Raw genomic sequence first — 17,496 nt, 5'->3', positions numbered from 1 at the left:
GCAGATCGCACCGCACATCGTCCTCCGGCGGTTCCGCGCGGCGCTGCGTGGTGCTTCGCTGGCCGCGTGCGCGACGCAGGGAGCCGCGCGGACAGGGGATCGATCGTGTACAGAGCAGTGTTCACCGCCGCAGCAGCGGCCGTGCTCGTCGTCGCCGGGGCACTCCCGGCGCAGGCAGCACCACGTTCCAGCACGCCGGGGACGCCGACCTCGGTGTCGGTGACCGGGACGGCGACCGACGCCGACGTCACGTGGGACCTGCCGCGGTCCGGGGCGAAGGTGATCGGGTGGGCGGTCACCGTCCGTCCGGCCGAGCACCAGCCGCGGCACGGGGTCGACCTGCTGCGGGCATCGGCGCGGTCCGACCACTTCGGCCACCTGACGGCCGGCACGACGTACTCCTTCACCGTGCGGGCGGTCGGTGCCCGGGGCGCCGGGCCTGCCGCGACCGTGCGGTACCAACCGGTCGCGCCCACTCCGGTGGGGCAGTCGCTGTTCGCGCTCGACGCGGCGGGGAACGTCGTCCGCTACCCGACGACGGGCACCGGCGCACCGACCACGATCGCGCCGAACGGTGCCGGCTACACGGCGAACGACGAGGGCGACGTGTTCGTGCCGTCGGCCGACCGGACCTCGATCGTGATGTACCCGGAGGGCGGGGGCGCTGCACAGACCATCGCGACGGGTCTGCACCTCACCGCTGATCTCCGGACGGACCTCACGGGCAACCTGTACTGGGTGGACAGCGTCACGGGCGGGGTCGTGAAGCTCCCCAGGGCCGGTGGGCCGGCGACCCCGTGGGTGTCCTTCGGGCCGGTGCCGAACTCGGGCACCACGACCCTGTGGGCCGTCGGACGGGACGGCACCGTGTCGACCTGGACGAGCACGACGACGACGGCCTCGGTCGTGACCAGGACCCCGGCGGGGACGACGACCACCAGGACCATCAGCTCCGGTGCGACGGGGGCCTTCGGCTACGTGCGGGCGCTCCTCGCCGACGGCCACGGCGGGCTGTACGTCGACTGGAGCTCGCCCGGTGGAGCGGGTTCGTACATCTGGGCCGCGCTGCCCGCCGGTGCGACCACCTGGGTCTCGGCCGAGCCCCGGCTGGCGTTCGAGTACGGCGCGACGAACTCGTCCTCGTTCCGGCTGCTGCAGTCGGAGGAGTGGTGCACCTCGCCGGCCGAGAACTCCGGGCAGTGCTCGGTCGACCGGTCGATCCCGTCGCTGCTCGTCCGGGCGCTCGACGGCACGACGTCGTCGGTGCCCGTGTCCGGGCTGACCGCCGGGTCGCGCGGGTCGAACGTGGGTGCTGCGGACGAGGCCGGCGACGTGTTCATCGACGTCGACCAGGCGCCGACCGCGGGACTGTGGCGGGTCCCGGCTGCCGGGGGTGCGGCGCAGCAGCTGTCCACCGCGCAGTTCTCCCGCTTGCTGGTGATCTAGGGCCGCTGCCGGGCGGGGCCGGCTGCCGAATCGCGCGTGGGAGGTCGAATCGCGCGTAGGAGGTCCGGATTTCCGACCCCCTACGCGCGATTCCGCCTGCTACGCGCGGTTCGGCCAGGTGGGCGGCACGCCCGCCCGCGTCAAGCGAGGCCGGCCGTCCGGCGGCAGACCTCGTCCCACGGGGTCGGCTCGATGCCGAAGTGCTCGCGGGACAGGGTGTCGTCGAGCACGTACGGCGCTGTCCACTGGTAGCTCATCTCGGCGATCTCCTGCATCATCGGCGACACGAGCCCGATCGCCCGGATCGCTCCAGCGGGCAACCGCCGCACCGTCACCGGGGGCTTCCCCGCGGCGGCCAGCACGTCGGTCAGGGCCTCGACCTGCGACTTCGGCGGGTTCGACGGGACGTGCCAGACCTTGCCGAGCGCCTGCTCGTCGGCCGCCGCCGCGACGATCGTCCTTGCGACGTCGAGCACGTCCGTGAAGGTGTGCGGCAGGTCGGTGCGTCCGACCATCGTCACCGCCTTGCCCTGCAGCGCCGAGGGCAGCACGCGGGTGATGTGTCCGTTCTCGCCGATGCCGGGGCCGACGTAGTCCGAGCCGCGGACCTCGACGGTGCGGATCCGCCCGGCACGGTGCAGCTCGAGCGCGTCGTGCCACATCCGAGCCCGGAGCACGCCCTTGTGGTCGGTGGCGGCGTCCGGCATGCCCTCGCGCATCGGGGTGGCGACCGGGCCGTACGGGTAGAGGTTGCCGGTGATCGCGTACACGGCGCCAGTTCGTTCGGCCGCCGTCAGCAGCGAGGCCGCGAGTGGGGGCCAGGTCTGCTCCCACTGCGTGTAGTTCCCCGGGTTCGCGCAGTTGTACAGGACCGCCGCACCCTCGGCGGCCCGGGTGAGCGCCTCGGGATCCGACGCGTCCAGGGCGACGTGACCAACATCCTCTCCCCGCGGGCTCGGCCGGCCCGCCGCTCCGCGGGCTCCGCGGCGGTCCGGAACCGGCCCGAGGGGGCCCAGGCCGGTGTCCCGGCCCGAGCGGGTGGCGACCGTGACGCGCTCGCCGCGGGCCGCGAGCAGTGCCGCGACGTGTCGGCCGACGGGTCCGGCGCCGATGACCAGGTGGAGCTCCGACATGGTGTGTCCTTCCGGATCGTTGGGAGAGCAGTGCTCTCGTTTCCTCGAGCATGACACCGCTCCGAGGCAAAAGCAAGAGCAGTGCTCTCTCTTGTGTGCAGTGCTCTCGCGTGGCAGGGTTGGGGCATGGCAGACCGGACTCCGACCGCACGTGACCTCGCTCGCGAGACGATCCGGACGCGCATCCTCGACGCGGCCCGGGCACGACTCACGGACGAGGGGCCCGCGCAGCTGAGCTTGCGTGCCGTGGCACGTGACGTCGGCATGGTCTCGTCGGCGACCTACCGGTACTTCCCGAGTCGCGACGACCTGCTCACCGCGCTGCTCGTGCAGGACTACAACGAGCTCGGCGCAGCCGTCGAACGCGCGGACGCGGCGCACGACCGTGCCGACGTCGGCGGCCGCTGGGTGGCTGCGTGCCGCGCGATCCGGGAGTGGTCGGTCGCGCACCCCGGCGACTTCGCGCTGCTCTACGGCAGTCCGGTGCCCGGGTACGCGGCGCCGCAGGAGACGATCGAGCCCGCCACGCGCGCGACGCTCGTGCTGGTCCGGATCGCGCTCGACGGCACGGCCGGGAGGCCCGGGTCGGGTCCGACAGGCGCGTCGGGACCCGGGGTGGCCGGGTCGGGCCCGGATGCTGCCGGGCCGTCGCCGGGTGCGGCCGGGCCGGTGGTGGCCGATGCGGTGGCGTACATCCGGGCGCTCGGGTACGTGGAGGACATCGACGACGAGGTGGTCATGCGGACGCTGATGGCGTGGACGTCGCTCTTCGGCACGGTGTCGTTCGAGCTGTTCGGCCACTACGTCGGGTCGGTGTCGGACCACGCCGCGTACTTCGACCTCGTCGCCGAGCGGCTCGCTGCGGACATCGGGTTCGTGGCGGTGGCATCAGGGGGTCCCAGTCCTGCTGTGGACGGTGCGGATCGTCCCCAGATCGGGGCGGCACGCTGACGCGCCGGGCGCTCCTGGGGTAGACAGGTCCCGACGCCGAGACCGACCCGACGGCCGGACCAACCACCCGCAGCCGTGATCAGGAGGCATGTTGCAGCGCAGCAAGAGGCCCGTCGGGGCCCGTCGATGACCTCGATCGACGTCAGCAGGCAGGACCGCCGTCGACTCGGGCGCGGGACCTCCCGCCGTCGCATCGTGACGGTGCGCACCGTCGCGCTCCTCGCGTCGCTCGCCGGCATCAACTACGTGGCGTGGCGCTGGGCCGCGTCCGTGAACTGGCACTCTTGGTGGATCGCGGTGCCGCTGATCCTCGCCGAGACCTACAGCGTGATCGACTCGCTGCTCTTCGCCTTCGGCGCCTGGCGGCTGCGTGAGCGTGGTGAACCGCCCACGACGCAGAGCACGGACGTCACCGTCGACGTCTTCATCACGACGTACAACGAGCCGGTCGAGCTCGTCGTGCGGACCGCCACCGCCGCGAAGGCGATCACGTACCCCCACGCCACGTGGATCCTCGACGACGGCAACCGCCCCGAGATGCGCCGGGCTGCCGAGGAACTCGGCATCGGCGTGATCACCCGGGGGCAGGACTGGATCGACCGTCCTCGTCACGCCAAGGCCGGCAACCTCAACAACGCGCTGCTGGCCACCCAGGGCGAGTTCCTGCTCATCCTCGACGCCGACCAGGTCCCCGACCCCGCGATCCTCGACCGCACCCTCGGGTACTTCAAGGACCCGCAGATGGCGCTCGTGCAGACCCCGCAGTGGTTCGAGAACGTGCCGGACGCCGACCTGCTCGGCAGTCAGGCGCCCCTGTTCTACGGCCCCATCCAGCAGTCGAAGGACGGCTGGAACGCGGCGTTCTTCTGCGGGTCGAACGCGATCCTCCGTCGTGAAGCGCTGATGCAGCTCGGGATCTCGCGCTACGTCGCCGAGGTCGAAGCGTCGGTGCAGCGCACGATCAAGACCTCGCGCAAGCTGCTGTCCCGTGCGCGGGAGACCGAGACCGACGACCGCGTGCTCGGGGCCCTCGACGACGCCGAGGCCGTGGTCGACCGGGCCCGCGACGCGATCACCCGTGGGGAGCCCCTCGGTGACGTCACCTACGAGTTCCAGCGCGGCATCGACGCGATCGCCTTCCGGTTCGCGGCGGCCGACCTCGAGTCGGTGCGCGACGACCTGCAGGAGCTCGCGGCGATGTCCACCGATGCGGGCACGTTCGCAGGGCTCGACGACGCGGCGCTCGACGTGCTCGGGCAGCGCGGCGCGTCACCGGTCGCCGCCATCGAGTCGATCGCCGTGCTCGCGCGGGCCGTCGACGTCAACCGTGGCGACGAGGCGCAGGCGATCATGCCGCTGGCGACGATCTCCGTGACCGAGGACATGGCGACCGCGATGCGCCTGCACGGCCTCGGCTGGAAGTCCGCGTACCACGACGAGATCCTCGCGAAGGGCCTGGCGCCGGAAGACCTGCCGACGATGCTCGTGCAGCGCCTCCGGTGGGCGCAGGGCACGATGCAGGTGTTCTTCCGCGAGAACCCGCTCGTGCAGAAGGGGCTGTCGTTCGGGCAGCGCCTCATGTACTTCTCCACGATGTGGAGCTACTTGTCGGGGTTCGCGGCGATCGTCTACATCGCCGCGCCGGTGCTCTGCCTGTCGTTCGGGGTGGTGCCCGTGCAGGCGTACAGCGTGGACTTCTTCGCACGGCTGATCCCGTTCCTGGTCCTCAACCAGCTGCTCTTCTGGGTGGTGGCCGCCGGCAGACCGACATGGCGCGGGCAGCAGTACTCCCTCGCGCTGTTCCCGGTGTGGATCGAGAGCGTCACCAGCGCGTTCGAGAACGTGTTCCGCGGCAAGCCGCTCGGGTTCCGGGTCACGCCGAAGGTGCGCGACGAGACCGAGCAGAAGCCACGGTGGGACCTGGTCCGCCCGCAGCTGTTCGCGATGGGCGCGCTCGTCGCGGCGCTGATCCTGATCGGCATCCGGTACCTCAGCGGCCAGGCGTCCGGGATCGCTCCGCTCGTGAACACAGCGTGGGTGGTGTTCGACCTCTGCATCTTCAGCATCGTGATCCGCGCCGTGCTCTACCGCGGCCCGTCGACCCCGGTGCAGTCCGAGCACGAGTCGAGCACCGCGGGGGGTCCGCTGTGAGCGCCGCGTTCGACGTCCCCGCGACCGTGGAGTCGCTCGACACCGTGCAGGACCGCTTCGCCGCGTGGTGGGACGGCCTCGGCATCGACGACGTCCGTCCCCGTTTCGCGCTCGAGACCGCCGTGGCGGAGATCGCGGCGAACATCGTCGAGCACACCCTCCGCACCGACCAGGAAGCCGGACGGCGCTACTCGGTCGAGCTCGACGCGACCGAGCACGCCGTGACCGCGGTGCTCCGCGACAACGGGCGTCCGGCGGACGTCGACCTCAGCGCCGTGACGATGGCGGACGTCGACGCGGAGAGCGGGCGTGGTCTGGCGCTCGCGATCGCCGCGCTCGACCGACTCGAACACCGGCACGAGGACGGCCACAACGTCTGGACCCTGGTGTGCGCACGGTGAGGGCAGCGCTCGTCCGCGCGGTCGCCGTCCTGGTCGCGTCGGCGAGCCTCCTCATCGGCGGAGCACTGCCGGCACAGGCCGTCACGGCGTCGACTCCGGCCCAGCCCGCCACCGGGAAGACCTGGTTCGGACCCGACCTCGACTGGGGCTCCGACGCACCCGACGGGTACGAGGGCCGGCTCGGCGCGACCCCCTCCAGCTACGGCGTCGAGATCGACTACCCGATCGACCGGAGCGCCGAACGAGAGCTGTTCCGCTCGACCCGGGCGGCTGCGACGCAGGGCGCGACCCTCGTCGTGAGCCTCGAACCCGACGTGTCGCTCCGGTCCCTCACCAGGGCAGACGCGCGCCACGCCAACGAGCTGCTGCAGGAGATCCACCGGCAGTACGACACGACGGTGCTCGTCCGGTTCGCGCCGCAGATGAACGGCACGTGGGTGCGGTGGGGGCAGCAGCCGACGCAGTTCGTCACGGCGTTCCGCACGCTGGCGGGGCAGGTGCACGCGGGGACCTCGGGCGCGGCGATGGTGTGGTCGCCGTCGTACGGCGCCGGGTACCCGTTCGGCGAATCAGCCGGACGACTGCAGGACCTCTCCGCGACCGACGTCGCGAAGCTCGACACCAACGGCGACGGGCAGCTCACCACCGCCGACGACCCGTACGAGCCGTACTGGCCGGGCGACGCATCGGTCGACTGGGTCGGCATGTCGATGTACTACTTCGGCAAGGGCAAGGCGACCGAGGCTGCGGGCCGCGACGTCCCGCTCACCACGAACGACGTGCCGGAGTCCGGTGAGGTCCAGGCGCGCTTCGACGAGACCTGGGGCTACGAACAGCCGCAAGCACGCGGTGACTTCTACGACCGGTTCGCCGTCGGGCACGACCGTCCGATGCTCCTCGACACTGGTGCGCTCTACGACCACTCACTGCGGGGCGCCGCGGAGCTCGACGTCAAGCAGGGGTGGTGGCGACAGGTCTTCACCGCGCTCGAGGACCGTCCGCTCATCCGGGGTGTGACCTTCCTCGAGACCAACCGTCGCGAGCCGGAAGCCGGCAACCGCGTGGCCGACTGGCGCGACACGGCCGTGCCGGGCATCGCCGGGTCGTTCCGGACGGACCTCGAGGCCGCCGACCGGTTCGTGTTCGGCCCGGTCACCGAACGGGTGACCCCGCAGGACGGCAACGCGGCGACGAACCAGCAGCTCGACACCGGCGGCGACCAGATGGCGTGGATCGTCTGGTGCGCCGTGGCACTGGCGATCGTGTTCCTGCTGAGCGGGGTGTTCGGCAGGCTGCTGCCGAGCTGGCGGTACCCCGACGACGGCAAGCCTGGGCGCGACCTGCGGCTCGACCTGTTCCGCGGCTTCATCATCCTGGCGGTCGTGATCACGCACATCGAGATCGGCGGCCCGTACTCGTACATCACGCTGCACGCCGTCGGAGCGATCACCGGCGCGGAGATGTTCGTGTTCCTGTCCGGCATGGTCCTCGGCATGACGTACCCGCTGGCGATCAAGAAGTTCGGCGAGTGGGTGGCCGCGCTCGGGGCGTGGAAGCGTGCGCGAAAGCAGTACCTCGTCACGCTGGCGGTGATCGCGGTCGTCTTCGCGCTGAGCTTCGTGCCGTTCCTGAACACCGGCGCGATCACGACGTTCACGGACCGGGGGACCGGCACCGGCGGCGTGGGTGCCGAGGGGCGCGTCTACGACCTCTACCCGAACGCGATGCAGCTGCTCGCCTACCCGCCGCCCTGGTACGCGATCCGGCAGTTCCTGCTGCTCGAGATGGGTCCGTGGCCGTTCAACATCATGGGCCTGTTCGTGGTGCTGAGCCTCTTCATCCCGCCGCTGCTCTGGGTGATCCGCCGCGGGTTCTGGTGGGCGGCGCTCCTCGTCAGCTGGGCGCTGTACGTCTTCCAGGCGCTCGTCCCGGGGTTCCAGCCGCTGAACTCGCAGTTCGAGTCCGTCTTCCCGCTGCTCACCTGGCAGGTCGTGTTCACCCACGGGCTGGTGCTCGGGTACTACCGGCGGCAGATCGTCGGCGCGCTGACCGGCCGGCTCGGCAAGGTCCTCATCGGCGTCGGGATCTGCGGCTACGCCGGCTTCCTGGTCTACGTCTGGGCAGCGAACCACTTCGGGTTCACGCCGGTGCCGTTCCCCGCCTCGATGTACGACGACCTGTACAACACCGCGTACCAGCGCGTCGACCTGCAGTGGGGCCGACTGGTCGACATCGCGTTCTTCGCGATCGTGTCGTACGCGATCCTCACGGTGTTCTGGAAGCCGATCGCGGCGGCCATCGGGTGGCTGTGGATCCCGATCGGGCAGGCGAGTCTCTACGTGTTCGTCTGGCAGGTGTTCTTCGCGCTGGCCATCGCGTCCATCCCCGGTGTCGACTGGGGCAACGCCTGGATCGGCTTCGCGACCCACTCGGCGCTGATCCTGCTCGCCTGGTACATGGTCCGCAAGAAGTTCCTGTTCAGCGTGATCCCGCGCTGACGCGGCCGATTCGCGCGTAGGAGGTCGAATCGCGCGTAGGAGGTCGGATCTTCCCGCCTCCTACGCGCGATTCGGCTTTCCATTGCGCGCCCGATGGGTCGGAACGCACGCACACACAGGACGGGAGGCATGGTGCCAGCCGGCACAGTGCCTCCCGTCCGTCGGCGATCAGCGCTGCCGCGTCGTCTCCGTGAAGAGGTCGTCGAAGAGCCCGGGTTCGTCCGTCTGCTCCTCGCCGAACTTCCACTTGCGGCGCATGCGCCGGAACGTCGTGATGCGGACCGGCTCGATGCCCGGCTCGGTGTCGTAGCTGCTCATGGTCCTTCCGCTCCTGATCGGTTCCCCGTATGCATCCCCGCGGCGAGGCTACGTCCCTGCGCTCCGGGCGGACCGGATTCCGGGAGAAGAATCACCTTGTTGCGCTCCATGGACAATCGGACGAGCAGCAGGCACTGCTCCCCCTACTCTGCCGTTCAGGGCCTGCGGGCGCCGCGGTCGAGCGCCGTGATCACGCGCTCGACGACGCGCACGAACTCGGCCCGGTCCCGATCCGAGAAGGAGGCCACCAGCGCGTGCAGATGCTCGTTCGTGCTGTCCATCGCGGCTGCGGAGCGTGCCCGGCTGGTGTCGGTCAGCTCGATCAGCCGGCTGCGTCCGTCCTCCGGGTGCGGTCGTCGCTGCAGGTGCCCGGACCGCTCGAGCCGGTCGACCGCCGCGGTGACCGCCGGGCCCGTGATGCCCAACGACGTCACCGTCGCCTCGCGGACCCGCGTGGGTGCCGACCCGCGGCGTGGCGCTCGGTCGGCTGATGGACCAGATGATCCGCATCGAGATCTCGGCCCGCGATCCCGAGACCGCGGTCCGTGAGCTCGCGGCCGTCGGCATCGGCCGGCAGTGGAGTTCGCGGCGCACCGCGGACGAGTACTCGTTCCGGTACTCCGCGGTGGGCGACGACGAGGTCACGATCCGTCGCTCACGCGTCCGCGGTCTGCTGCGCGGAGTCGTGGCGCCTGGCGACGACCTCGTCGTGCAGTGGACCACCGACGGCTCCGTCGTCATCGACGCGACGGGGACGCGCTTCGAGCTGCGGCACGACGAACCCGTGCTGTCGCCGTCGGACCAGGAGTACGTCTTCGTCGGCACCGACCAGGACCAGCGGGTGGTGCACCTCGGACGCGCCTTCGTCGAGGTCGTCGCCGCCGAACGGTACGGCGCCGCTCCCGGTCCGCTCGTGTTCGACCGCGTCCACGTCGTCGACGAGGCGGCGCTCGGACCCTGGCGCGAATCGCTCGGCGCGCTGTCGCGCGCACTGCGTGACGGTGTGGAGTCCGATGCCTGGGCCGAGGCGAAGCAGGCGGCCGCCGAAGCGTTCCTCACGATGTTCCCGCCGCGGCTGGACGCCCTGCCCGCCGAACTCTCGAGCCCACGGAACGCACGGCTCAAGTCCGTCGTCGAGTACCTCCACGCCCACATGCGCGACTCGATCGCGGTGGCGGACCTGGCCGACGTCGCCGGGCTCAGCGTCCGGTCGGTGCAGGAGTCCTTCGCGCGGGTCCTCGGTGTCTCACCGCTGACGTACCTCCGTGAGATCCGGCTCGACCGGGTCCGCGACGACCTGCTCGCACTCGATCCCCGGACCGTGACGGTGGGGGACGTGGCGCATCGGTGGGGGTTCGCACACCTCGGGCGCTTCTCCGCCGCGTACGTCGACCGGTTCGGCGAGTACCCGAAGCAGACGCTCCGCCGCTGATCGTCCCGAGCGGTCAGTCGGCTGCCGGCGGCGCCGTGCTCCGTCGCACCTGCAGGGTCGTCGCGAGCCGGACGTGCTCGGGGGTCGGCTCGCCGCGGAGCATGGAGAGCAGCATCTCCACCGCACTGGCGCCGAGTTCCGCGAGCGGCTGCGCGACCGTCGTCAGGGGTGGTGTCGTCATCGACGCCTGCGGGACGTCGTCGAAGCCGATCACGGAGACGTCCTCGGGGACGCGGAGTCCGAGGTCGGCGGCCGCGTGCAGCACACCGATGGCGGAGGAGTCGTTCGCGGCGAACACCGCCGTGGGGCGGTGGGGGCCCGCGAGGAGTTCCCGGGCGACGGCGGCCGCGTTGCCCTCCTGGTAGTCGCCCGCCCGGAGGAGTGCGTCGTCCACCGGGATCCCCGCGGCGGTGAGGGCGGCGCGGTACCCGGCCTCGCGCAGCTGCGCGGACGCGAGGTCGGCGCGGCCGTGGATGTGGGCGATGCGCGTGTGTCCCAGCGCCAAGAGGTGCTCCACGGCGATGCGTGCGCCGCCCTCGTTGTCGGTGTCGACGGTGGCGTGTCCCTCCGGCCCGGTGTGGGGGTCGATCGCGACCACGGGGATCGACGAGCTCGGCAGCGCGGTCGACGGCGTCACGACGATGGCCCCGTCGATGAGGGTGCCGGAGAGGCGGGAGAGCGATCGCCGTTCCCACCCGGGTTGGCTCGCGCCGGTGACGAGTCCGGCGTACGCGAGCAGCTCGTAGCCGGTGCCGGTCGTCGCCGACGAGATCCCGCGGAGCAGCTCCGTGGAGAACGGCTCGAACTCGGGCACGAGGATGCCGATCACCCCGGTGCGCGAGCTCCGGAGACTCCGCGCGACGAGGGACGTCTCGTAGCCGAGGCGCTCCACGACCTCCTGCACCCGCAGCATGGTGGCGGGGGCGACGCCGTCGCGGTGGTTCACGACCTTGGAGACGGTCGGGATCGACACCCCGGCTGCCCGTGCGACGTCCGCGATCGTCGCCCGCCCAGGGCTGCTGTCCACACCGGGAGCGGTCTCCATGTGCTCACCGTACCGCCGATGCCCTCTCACGACCGACCGCGGGCATCACGATAGAAAACGTTATCGATATCGATTGACAAAGCATCGCAGCGCCTGGCACGCTCTCCGCAGCGGCAGCGATGCCGCAGCGGCACCCGATGCCGCGGCGGCACCCGATGCCGCGGCGGCACCCCGTGCCGCAGCTGTCAACGACGACACTTCAGGAGCTCCACGATGACGAGGAAGATCCGAGCCACGGCGGCCATCGCGCTGATCGGGGCCACAGCACTGCTGGCGACCGGCTGCTCGAGCGGTGGCAACGCCGCTGACAGCAACGGCAAGGTCACGATGACCTTCTGGCACAACTCCACGACCGGACCCGGCAAGGCGTTCTGGGAGAAGACCGTCAAGGACTTCGAACAGGACCACCCCGACGTGACGATCAAGATCCAGGCGATCCAGAACGAGGACCTGGACGGCAAGCTCCAGACCGCGCTCAACTCCGGATCGGCCCCCGACGTGTTCCTGCAGCGCGGCGGCGGCAAGATGAACGCGATGGCCCAGGCCGGCCAGCTCATGGACATCACCGACTCCATCGGCAAGACCGCGAAGTCCGAGGTCAGCGCCGGTGCGTTCAAGGGCTACGAGCTCGACGGCAAGACGTACGCCATGCCCGTCGACGTGAACCCCGAGGGCATCTGGTACAGCCAGGACCTCTTCAAGCAGGCCGGCATCGAGGGCACACCGACCACGATGGACGAGCTCAACGCGGACATCGCCAAGCTCAAGGACGCCGGTATCCAGCCGGTCGCCGTCGGTGCGAAGGACGCATGGCCAGCGGCGCACTGGTACTACAACTTCGCGCTCCGCGCCTGCAGCGAGAAGACGCTCAACGGCGCCGCGAAGGACCTGAAGTTCACCGACAGCTGCTGGAAGGCCGCCGGTCAGGACACGAAGGACTTCTTCGACACGAAGCCGTTCAACGACGGCTACCTCACCACCGCCGCGCAGCAGGGCGCCGGCAGCTCGGCCGGCCTCATCGCGAACCACAAGGCCGCGATGGAGCTCATGGGTGCATGGGACCCGGGTGTGATCTCCTCGCTCACCCCGGACGGCAAGCCGCTGTCCGACCTCGGCTTCTTCCCCTTCCCGGAGGTCTCCGGCGGCAAGGGCGCACCCGGCTCGATGATGGGCGCCGTCGACGGGTACTCGTGCTCGGCGAAGGCCCCGAAGAAGCAGTGCACCGAGTTCCTCAACTACATGACCGAGAAGCCCGTGCAGGAGGCGTACTACAAGGCCTTCAACGCCATCCCCGCGAACGAGTCCGCACAGTCGGTCGTCACCGAGCCCTACCTGAAGACGGTGCTCGCCGCGTACAACAAGGCCCCGTTCGTGTCGAACTACCTCGACACCCTGTACGGCCAGAACGTCGGCAACGCGCTGAACACCAGCGTGGTGAACCTGCTCGCCGGCAAGGGCGACGTCGACGACATCGTCAAGACGGTCAACCAGGCCGCGGCGAAGGGCTGACCGCACCCATGGCCACATCAGTCGCCCCCCGCCCGTCCGGCTCCAGCGAGCTGACGGGTGCGGGGAAGGACCTGACCGGGGCCGGCGGCACGACGCCGTCGGCCCCGGCCGGCCGGGGCCGGAAGAAGCCGGTCGCCGACGTCCGCAAGCGGGTCGAGATCGCCCTGCTCGCCGGACCCGCGACGATCATGTTCGTCGGGTTCGTGATCCTCCCCGTGGCGCTCGCCGCCTACTACGGCTTCTACAAGTGGCAGGGCTACGGGGCACCGACGGACTTCGTCGGCCTCGACAACTACAAGATCATCTTCACCGACCCCGACTTCCGCGGCGTGCTGCTGCACAACGGGTTCATCGTGATCGGATCGCTGCTCGTGCAGGGCCCCATCGCGATCATCCTCGCGCTGCTGCTCAACCAGCGGATCCGGGGCCGAGGGCTCATCCGGGTGCTCATCTTCGTGCCGTACGTCATCTCCGAGGTGATCGTCGGCACCGGGTGGAGCCTCATGCTCTCCACGAGCGGCGCCGTCAACGACCTGCTCCAGGCGATCGGCCTCGGGGCGCTGCGGAACGACTGGCTGTCGAACCCGGACATCGCGATCTGGACCCTCCTCGCGATCATCTCGTGGAAGTACATCGGCTTCGCGGTGATCCTGTTCCTGGCCGGGCTGCAGAGCATCCCCGAGGAGCTGTTCGAGGCCGCCCAGCTCGACGGCGCCGGCTACTGGCAGATCCAGCGGCGGATCACCCTGCCGCTGCTCGGCCCGACCATCCGCATCTGGGCGTTCCTGTCGATCATCGGCTCGCTCCAGCTGTTCGACCTCGTCTACATCATCTGGGGGCAGTACATCGCCTCGACGGCCGGGACCTCGACCATGGCGACGTACATGGTCGCCAACGGTCGGAACTCCGGCAACTACGGGTACGGCAACGCCGTCGCCGTGGTGATCTTCCTCATCTCGCTGGCGATCGCACTCGTCTACCAGCGGTTCGTCCTGCGCCGCGACACCGCCGGCGCCCTCACGGAGAAGGCAACACGATGACCGCAACCACCGCCGGCGCACGGGTCGCCGCACTGGCGGAGAAGGCCACACGATGACCGCCACCGCATCGATCGTCGCTCCCCGACGCGGCCACAAGCGGCCGAGCGACGGGCCGGTCCGCCGCGAGCGCAACCTCGGCACGTACTTCATCGCGCTGCTGTTCATCGCGGTCTGCATCGGCCCCGTCGCGTACATCGTCCTCGGCGGCTTCCGCACGAACGCGCAGATCACCGCGAGCCCCGCCGGGCTCCCGGCACCGTGGAACTTCGGCAACTACGCCGAGGTCCTGTCGAGCGGCGTGTTCTGGCAGCAGCTCGGCAACTCCCTCATCGCGGGCGTCACCACCACGGTCGGCGTCGTCGTGCTCGGGCTGATGGTGAGCTTCGTGCTCGCCCGCTACCGGTTCCGGGGCCGCGGCGTGCTGTACTCGCTGTTCGCCGCCGGTCTGATGTTCCCGATCACCGTCGCGATCACGCCGCTCTACCTGCTCGTGAAGGACCTCGGCCTGACGAACACCCTGGCCGGCGTGATCCTGCCGCAGATCGCGTTCGCGCTGCCGACGACCGTCATCATCCTGGTGCCGTTCCTGCGGGCGATCCCGGACGAGCTCGAGGAAGCGGCGTCCATCGACGGGGCGAGCCGCCTGGGCTTCTTCTTCCGGATGGTCGTGCCGCTGTCCCTGCCCGGCGTCGTCACGACGGGCATCCTGGCCTTCATCGGCAGCTGGAACAGCTACATCCTGCCGCTGTTCATCCTCAACGACGCGTCGGCCTACACGCTGCCGCTCGGGGTGCAGGCGTTCTCGTCGCAGTACTCCGTCGACACCGCAAGGGTGCTCGCGTTCACGTCCCTGTCGATGATCCCCGCGCTGGCGTTCTTCGCGGTGTTCCAGCGTCGCATCGTCGGCGGTCTGACCGGGGCGGTGAAGGGATGACCGCCACCGACGCGACGGCGTCGGCAACGGGCGGCCGGGAGGCTCGCCCCGCGTCGACGACGCCGGTCACCGCGACCGACGGCCGGGCCGCCACCGACGGTGCGTCCGCGACCGACGCTGCGTCCTCGACCGACGGCCGGGACGCGACGCGTGGCGGGGCCGACCCGAGCCTCCCGTCCGCCCCGAGCCGACCATCGGACCGGATGCCCGCTCCGGACCGCGCCGCCGCCCTGCTGGCGGCCATGACGCTCGAGGAGAAGACGGCGCAGCTCGTCGGGTACTGGCTCGACCAGAACGGCGTCGTCGCACCCATGCAGGGCGAGATGACGACCCAGGCCGACGGCCGCACCCTCGCCGACATCACCCGTGACGGCATCGGCCAGTTCACGCGCGTCTACGGCACCCGCCCGGTCGAGCCCGACGAGCGCGCCGCCTGGCTGTGGGACGAGCAGCGGCGCCTGAAGCGCGAGACCCGCCTGGGCATCCCGGCGCTCGTGCACGAGGAGTGCCTGACCGGCCTCGCCGCGTGGAAGGCCGCGACCTTCCCGACGCCGCTGGCGTGGGGCGCTGCCTTCGACCCGGACCTCGTCGAACGGGTCGGCGCCGTGATCGGCGACTCGATGCGCCGGCTCGGGGTCCACCAGGGCCTCGCACCCGTGCTCGACGTCGTCCGCGACCCGCGCTGGGGACGGGTCGACGAGTGCATCGGCGAGGACCCCTACCTGGTCGGCACGGTCGGCACCGCCTACGTCCGGGGATTGCAGAGTGCCGGGGTCGACGCGACGCTCAAGCACTTCCTCGGGTACTCCGCGTCGCAGGCGGGTCGCAACCACGCACCCGTGCACGCCGGAGCGCGGGAGATCGCGGACGTGTTCCTGCCGCCGTTCGAGATGGCGCTGCTCGACGGTGGCGCCCGGAGCGTGATGAACTCCTACGCCGAGATCGACGGCGTGCCCGTCGCGGCGAACGCCGACCTGCTGACGGGGTTGCTGCGGGACCGCCTCGGCTTCGAGGGCACCGTCGTGGCCGACTACTTCTCGGTGGCGTTCCTCGAGGTCATGCACGGCATCGCCGCCGACCGCGGCGAGGCCGCCGCGATGGCACTCGAGGCCGGCGTCGACGTCGAGCTGCCCACCGGTGACGCGTACCTGGCACCACTGGTCGAACGCGTCCGCGCAGGCCTGGTCGACGAAGCGCTGGTCGACCGTGCGGTGCTGCGAGTCCTCCGCCAGAAGGAGCGGCTCGGGCTGCTCGATCCCGACGTGTTCGAGGACGAGCCGCCCACCGGCATCGACCTGGACACCGCGGCGCACCGGGACCTCGCACGGCGGCTGGCGGCGGAGTCGCTCGTCCTGCTGTCGAACGACGGTGTCCTGCCCCTGGGAACCCTGCCGGGGCGCGTCGCGGTGATCGGCCCGAACGCCCACCGTGCCGAGGCCCTGCAGGGGTGCTACTCCTTCGCGAACCACGTGCTGGCCGACCACCCGGAGCTGCCGCTCGGCTTCGCGATCCCCACCGTGCTCGAGGCACTGCGCGCGTCCCTCGGCGGCACGGTGTCCACCGCGGTCGGCTGTGCCGTGGAAGGCGACGACCGCTCCGGCATCGCCGAGGCCGTCGCCGTCGCGCGGGACGCCGAGGTCGCGGTTGTCGTCGTGGGGGACCAGGCGGGACTGTTCGGCCGCGGCACCGTCGGCGAGGGCAACGACACCGCATCGCTCGACCTGCCCGGCGTGCAGCGCGAGCTGGTCGAGGCCGTCGTCGCGACCGGCACCCCGACCGTGGTGGTCCTGCTCACGGGGCGCCCGTACGCGATCGGGTGGGCGCTCGACGGGCCGGGACCGCGTCCGTCCGCCGTCGTCCAGGCGTTCTTCCCGGGGGAGGGCGGGGGACTGGCGATCGCCGACCTGCTCACCGGTGCCGCTGCGCCGTCCGGCCGCCTGCCGGTCTCGCTGCCCCGGGCCGCCGGCGCGCAGCCGTACACGTACCTGCACCCGAGGCTCGGCGGTCCCTCGGACGTCACGGCCGCCGACTCGACACCGGTCCGGCCGTTCGGCTTCGGCCTGGCGTACACGACCTTCGCGTACCAGGACCTGGTCGTCGACGACACCGTCACGACCGACGGCACCTTCACCGTGACGGTCACGGTCCGGAACACCGGGCAGCGCGAGGGCTCGGACGTCGTGCAGCTCTACGGGCACGACGTGCACGCCAGCGTCACCCGTCCGGTCGTCCAGCTGCTCGGGTACGCCCGCGTCGACGTGCCGGCGGGGGAGTCCCGCCGCGTCTGCTTCACCGTTCCGGTGCAGCGCTTCGCGTTCAGTGGACGCGACCTGCGGAAGGTCGTCGAGCCGGGGGACGTGCAGGTGTGGGTCGCGTCCCACGCGGCGGCGTCCCGGCCGGGAGGCCCGCTCGAGTCCGGCGGGATCGTCGCGCTGTCGGACGGGTCGGCTGCAGTGCCCCTGCCGGGCACCGCCACGGAGCGTGCGACCCTGCGGGTCACCGGGCCGGTGCACGAGGTGCAGCTGACGGATCCCCGCCTCGTCACCTGGACGGTGGGCTGAGCCCGCGGCGCGTGCCGCGTGCGCGCCGCGTGCCGCGCCCGCGCCCGCGCGCCCGCGCGCCCGCGCGCCGCGCGCCG

The 17,496-nt window shown here is 71.1% G+C and carries 14 protein-coding genes; 10 read left to right on the top strand and 4 right to left on the bottom strand.

What is annotated here, in order from left to right; genetic code table 11:
* Positions 1-105: 105 nt before the first annotated feature.
* Positions 106-1,446 (top strand): fibronectin type III domain-containing protein, encoded by a 1,341-nt coding sequence (locus ACO0E1_RS18120; protein ID WP_422875438.1) that lies wholly within the window; start codon positions 106-108, stop codon positions 1,444-1,446.
* A gap of 140 nt (positions 1,447-1,586) precedes the next feature.
* Here ACO0E1_RS18120 and ACO0E1_RS18115 read toward each other — a convergent pair whose 3' ends face one another.
* Positions 1,587-2,579 carry an NAD-dependent epimerase/dehydratase family protein gene (locus ACO0E1_RS18115; RefSeq protein WP_422875437.1) on the bottom strand — a complete coding sequence of 331 codons (993 nt, stop codon included), beginning with the start codon at positions 2,577-2,579 and terminating at the stop codon, positions 1,587-1,589.
* A gap of 126 nt (positions 2,580-2,705) precedes the next feature.
* On the opposite strand from ACO0E1_RS18115, the gene ACO0E1_RS18110 reads away from it, so the two are divergent.
* From ACO0E1_RS18110 to opgC, 4 genes are all read left to right on the top strand, one after another.
* A complete protein-coding gene (locus ACO0E1_RS18110; protein ID WP_422875436.1) occupies positions 2,706-3,530 on the top strand; it encodes a TetR/AcrR family transcriptional regulator in 825 nt (274 codons plus the stop codon).
* Positions 3,531-3,656: 126 nt separating this feature from the next.
* Positions 3,657-5,681, top strand: a complete 2,025-nt coding sequence (locus ACO0E1_RS18105) for a glycosyltransferase (RefSeq protein WP_422875435.1) — start codon at positions 3,657-3,659, stop codon at positions 5,679-5,681.
* Positions 5,678-6,082: an ATP-binding protein gene (locus tag ACO0E1_RS18100; RefSeq protein WP_422875434.1), complete on the top strand. Its 405-nt coding sequence runs from the start codon at positions 5,678-5,680 to the stop codon at positions 6,080-6,082. Before ACO0E1_RS18105 ends, ACO0E1_RS18100 begins: the two co-directional genes overlap by 4 nt.
* Positions 6,079-8,580 (top strand): OpgC domain-containing protein, encoded by a 2,502-nt coding sequence (gene opgC, locus ACO0E1_RS18095; RefSeq protein ID WP_422875433.1) that lies wholly within the window; start codon positions 6,079-6,081, stop codon positions 8,578-8,580. The genes ACO0E1_RS18100 and opgC overlap by 4 nt, the downstream gene beginning before the upstream one ends.
* A gap of 168 nt (positions 8,581-8,748) precedes the next feature.
* Here opgC and ACO0E1_RS18090 read toward each other — a convergent pair whose 3' ends face one another.
* Positions 8,749-8,898: a hypothetical protein gene (locus ACO0E1_RS18090; RefSeq protein ID WP_281267051.1), complete on the bottom strand. Its 150-nt coding sequence runs from the start codon at positions 8,896-8,898 to the stop codon at positions 8,749-8,751.
* 155 nt (positions 8,899-9,053) lie between these two features.
* Positions 9,054-9,323, bottom strand: coding sequence for a MarR family winged helix-turn-helix transcriptional regulator (locus tag ACO0E1_RS18085; RefSeq protein WP_422875432.1), 270 nt, complete (start codon positions 9,321-9,323; stop codon positions 9,054-9,056).
* Positions 9,324-9,388: 65 nt separating this feature from the next.
* On the opposite strand from ACO0E1_RS18085, the gene ACO0E1_RS18080 reads away from it, so the two are divergent.
* On the top strand, positions 9,389-10,330 hold the full coding sequence (locus tag ACO0E1_RS18080; protein WP_422875431.1) for an AraC family transcriptional regulator: 942 nt from the start codon (positions 9,389-9,391) through the stop codon (positions 10,328-10,330).
* A 13-nt stretch (positions 10,331-10,343) separates the two neighbouring features.
* Here the strand turns inward: ACO0E1_RS18080 and ACO0E1_RS18075 are convergent, their stop codons facing one another.
* Entirely contained in the window at positions 10,344-11,375 is a 1,032-nt protein-coding gene (locus ACO0E1_RS18075; protein WP_422875430.1) for a LacI family DNA-binding transcriptional regulator, read from the bottom strand.
* 213 nt (positions 11,376-11,588) lie between these two features.
* Here ACO0E1_RS18075 and ACO0E1_RS18070 point away from each other — a divergent pair, with 213 nt between their 5' ends.
* The 4 genes from ACO0E1_RS18070 to ACO0E1_RS18055 all read left to right on the top strand — a co-directional run bounded on the left by ACO0E1_RS18070 (position 11,589) and on the right by ACO0E1_RS18055 (position 17,419).
* Positions 11,589-12,884, top strand: a complete 1,296-nt coding sequence (locus ACO0E1_RS18070) for an ABC transporter substrate-binding protein (protein ID WP_422875429.1) — start codon at positions 11,589-11,591, stop codon at positions 12,882-12,884.
* Between the two features lie 8 nt (positions 12,885-12,892).
* Complete coding sequence (locus ACO0E1_RS18065; protein ID WP_422875428.1) at positions 12,893-13,924, top strand: carbohydrate ABC transporter permease; 1,032 nt, start codon at positions 12,893-12,895, stop codon at positions 13,922-13,924.
* A 52-nt stretch (positions 13,925-13,976) separates the two neighbouring features.
* Complete coding sequence (locus ACO0E1_RS18060; protein ID WP_422875427.1) at positions 13,977-14,858, top strand: carbohydrate ABC transporter permease; 882 nt, start codon at positions 13,977-13,979, stop codon at positions 14,856-14,858.
* A 203-nt stretch (positions 14,859-15,061) separates the two neighbouring features.
* Entirely contained in the window at positions 15,062-17,419 is a 2,358-nt protein-coding gene (locus tag ACO0E1_RS18055; RefSeq protein ID WP_422875465.1) for a beta-xylosidase/alpha-l-arabinosidase, read from the top strand.
* Positions 17,420-17,496: the final 77 nt, after the last annotated feature.

This window comes from Curtobacterium guangdongense, assembly GCF_049341845.1.
In the GTDB taxonomy this organism is placed as follows: domain Bacteria; phylum Actinomycetota; class Actinomycetes; order Actinomycetales; family Microbacteriaceae; genus Curtobacterium; species Curtobacterium guangdongense.
The sequence above is the reverse complement of the archived record's forward strand: the minus strand, read 5'-3'. Positions and strand labels throughout refer to the sequence as shown.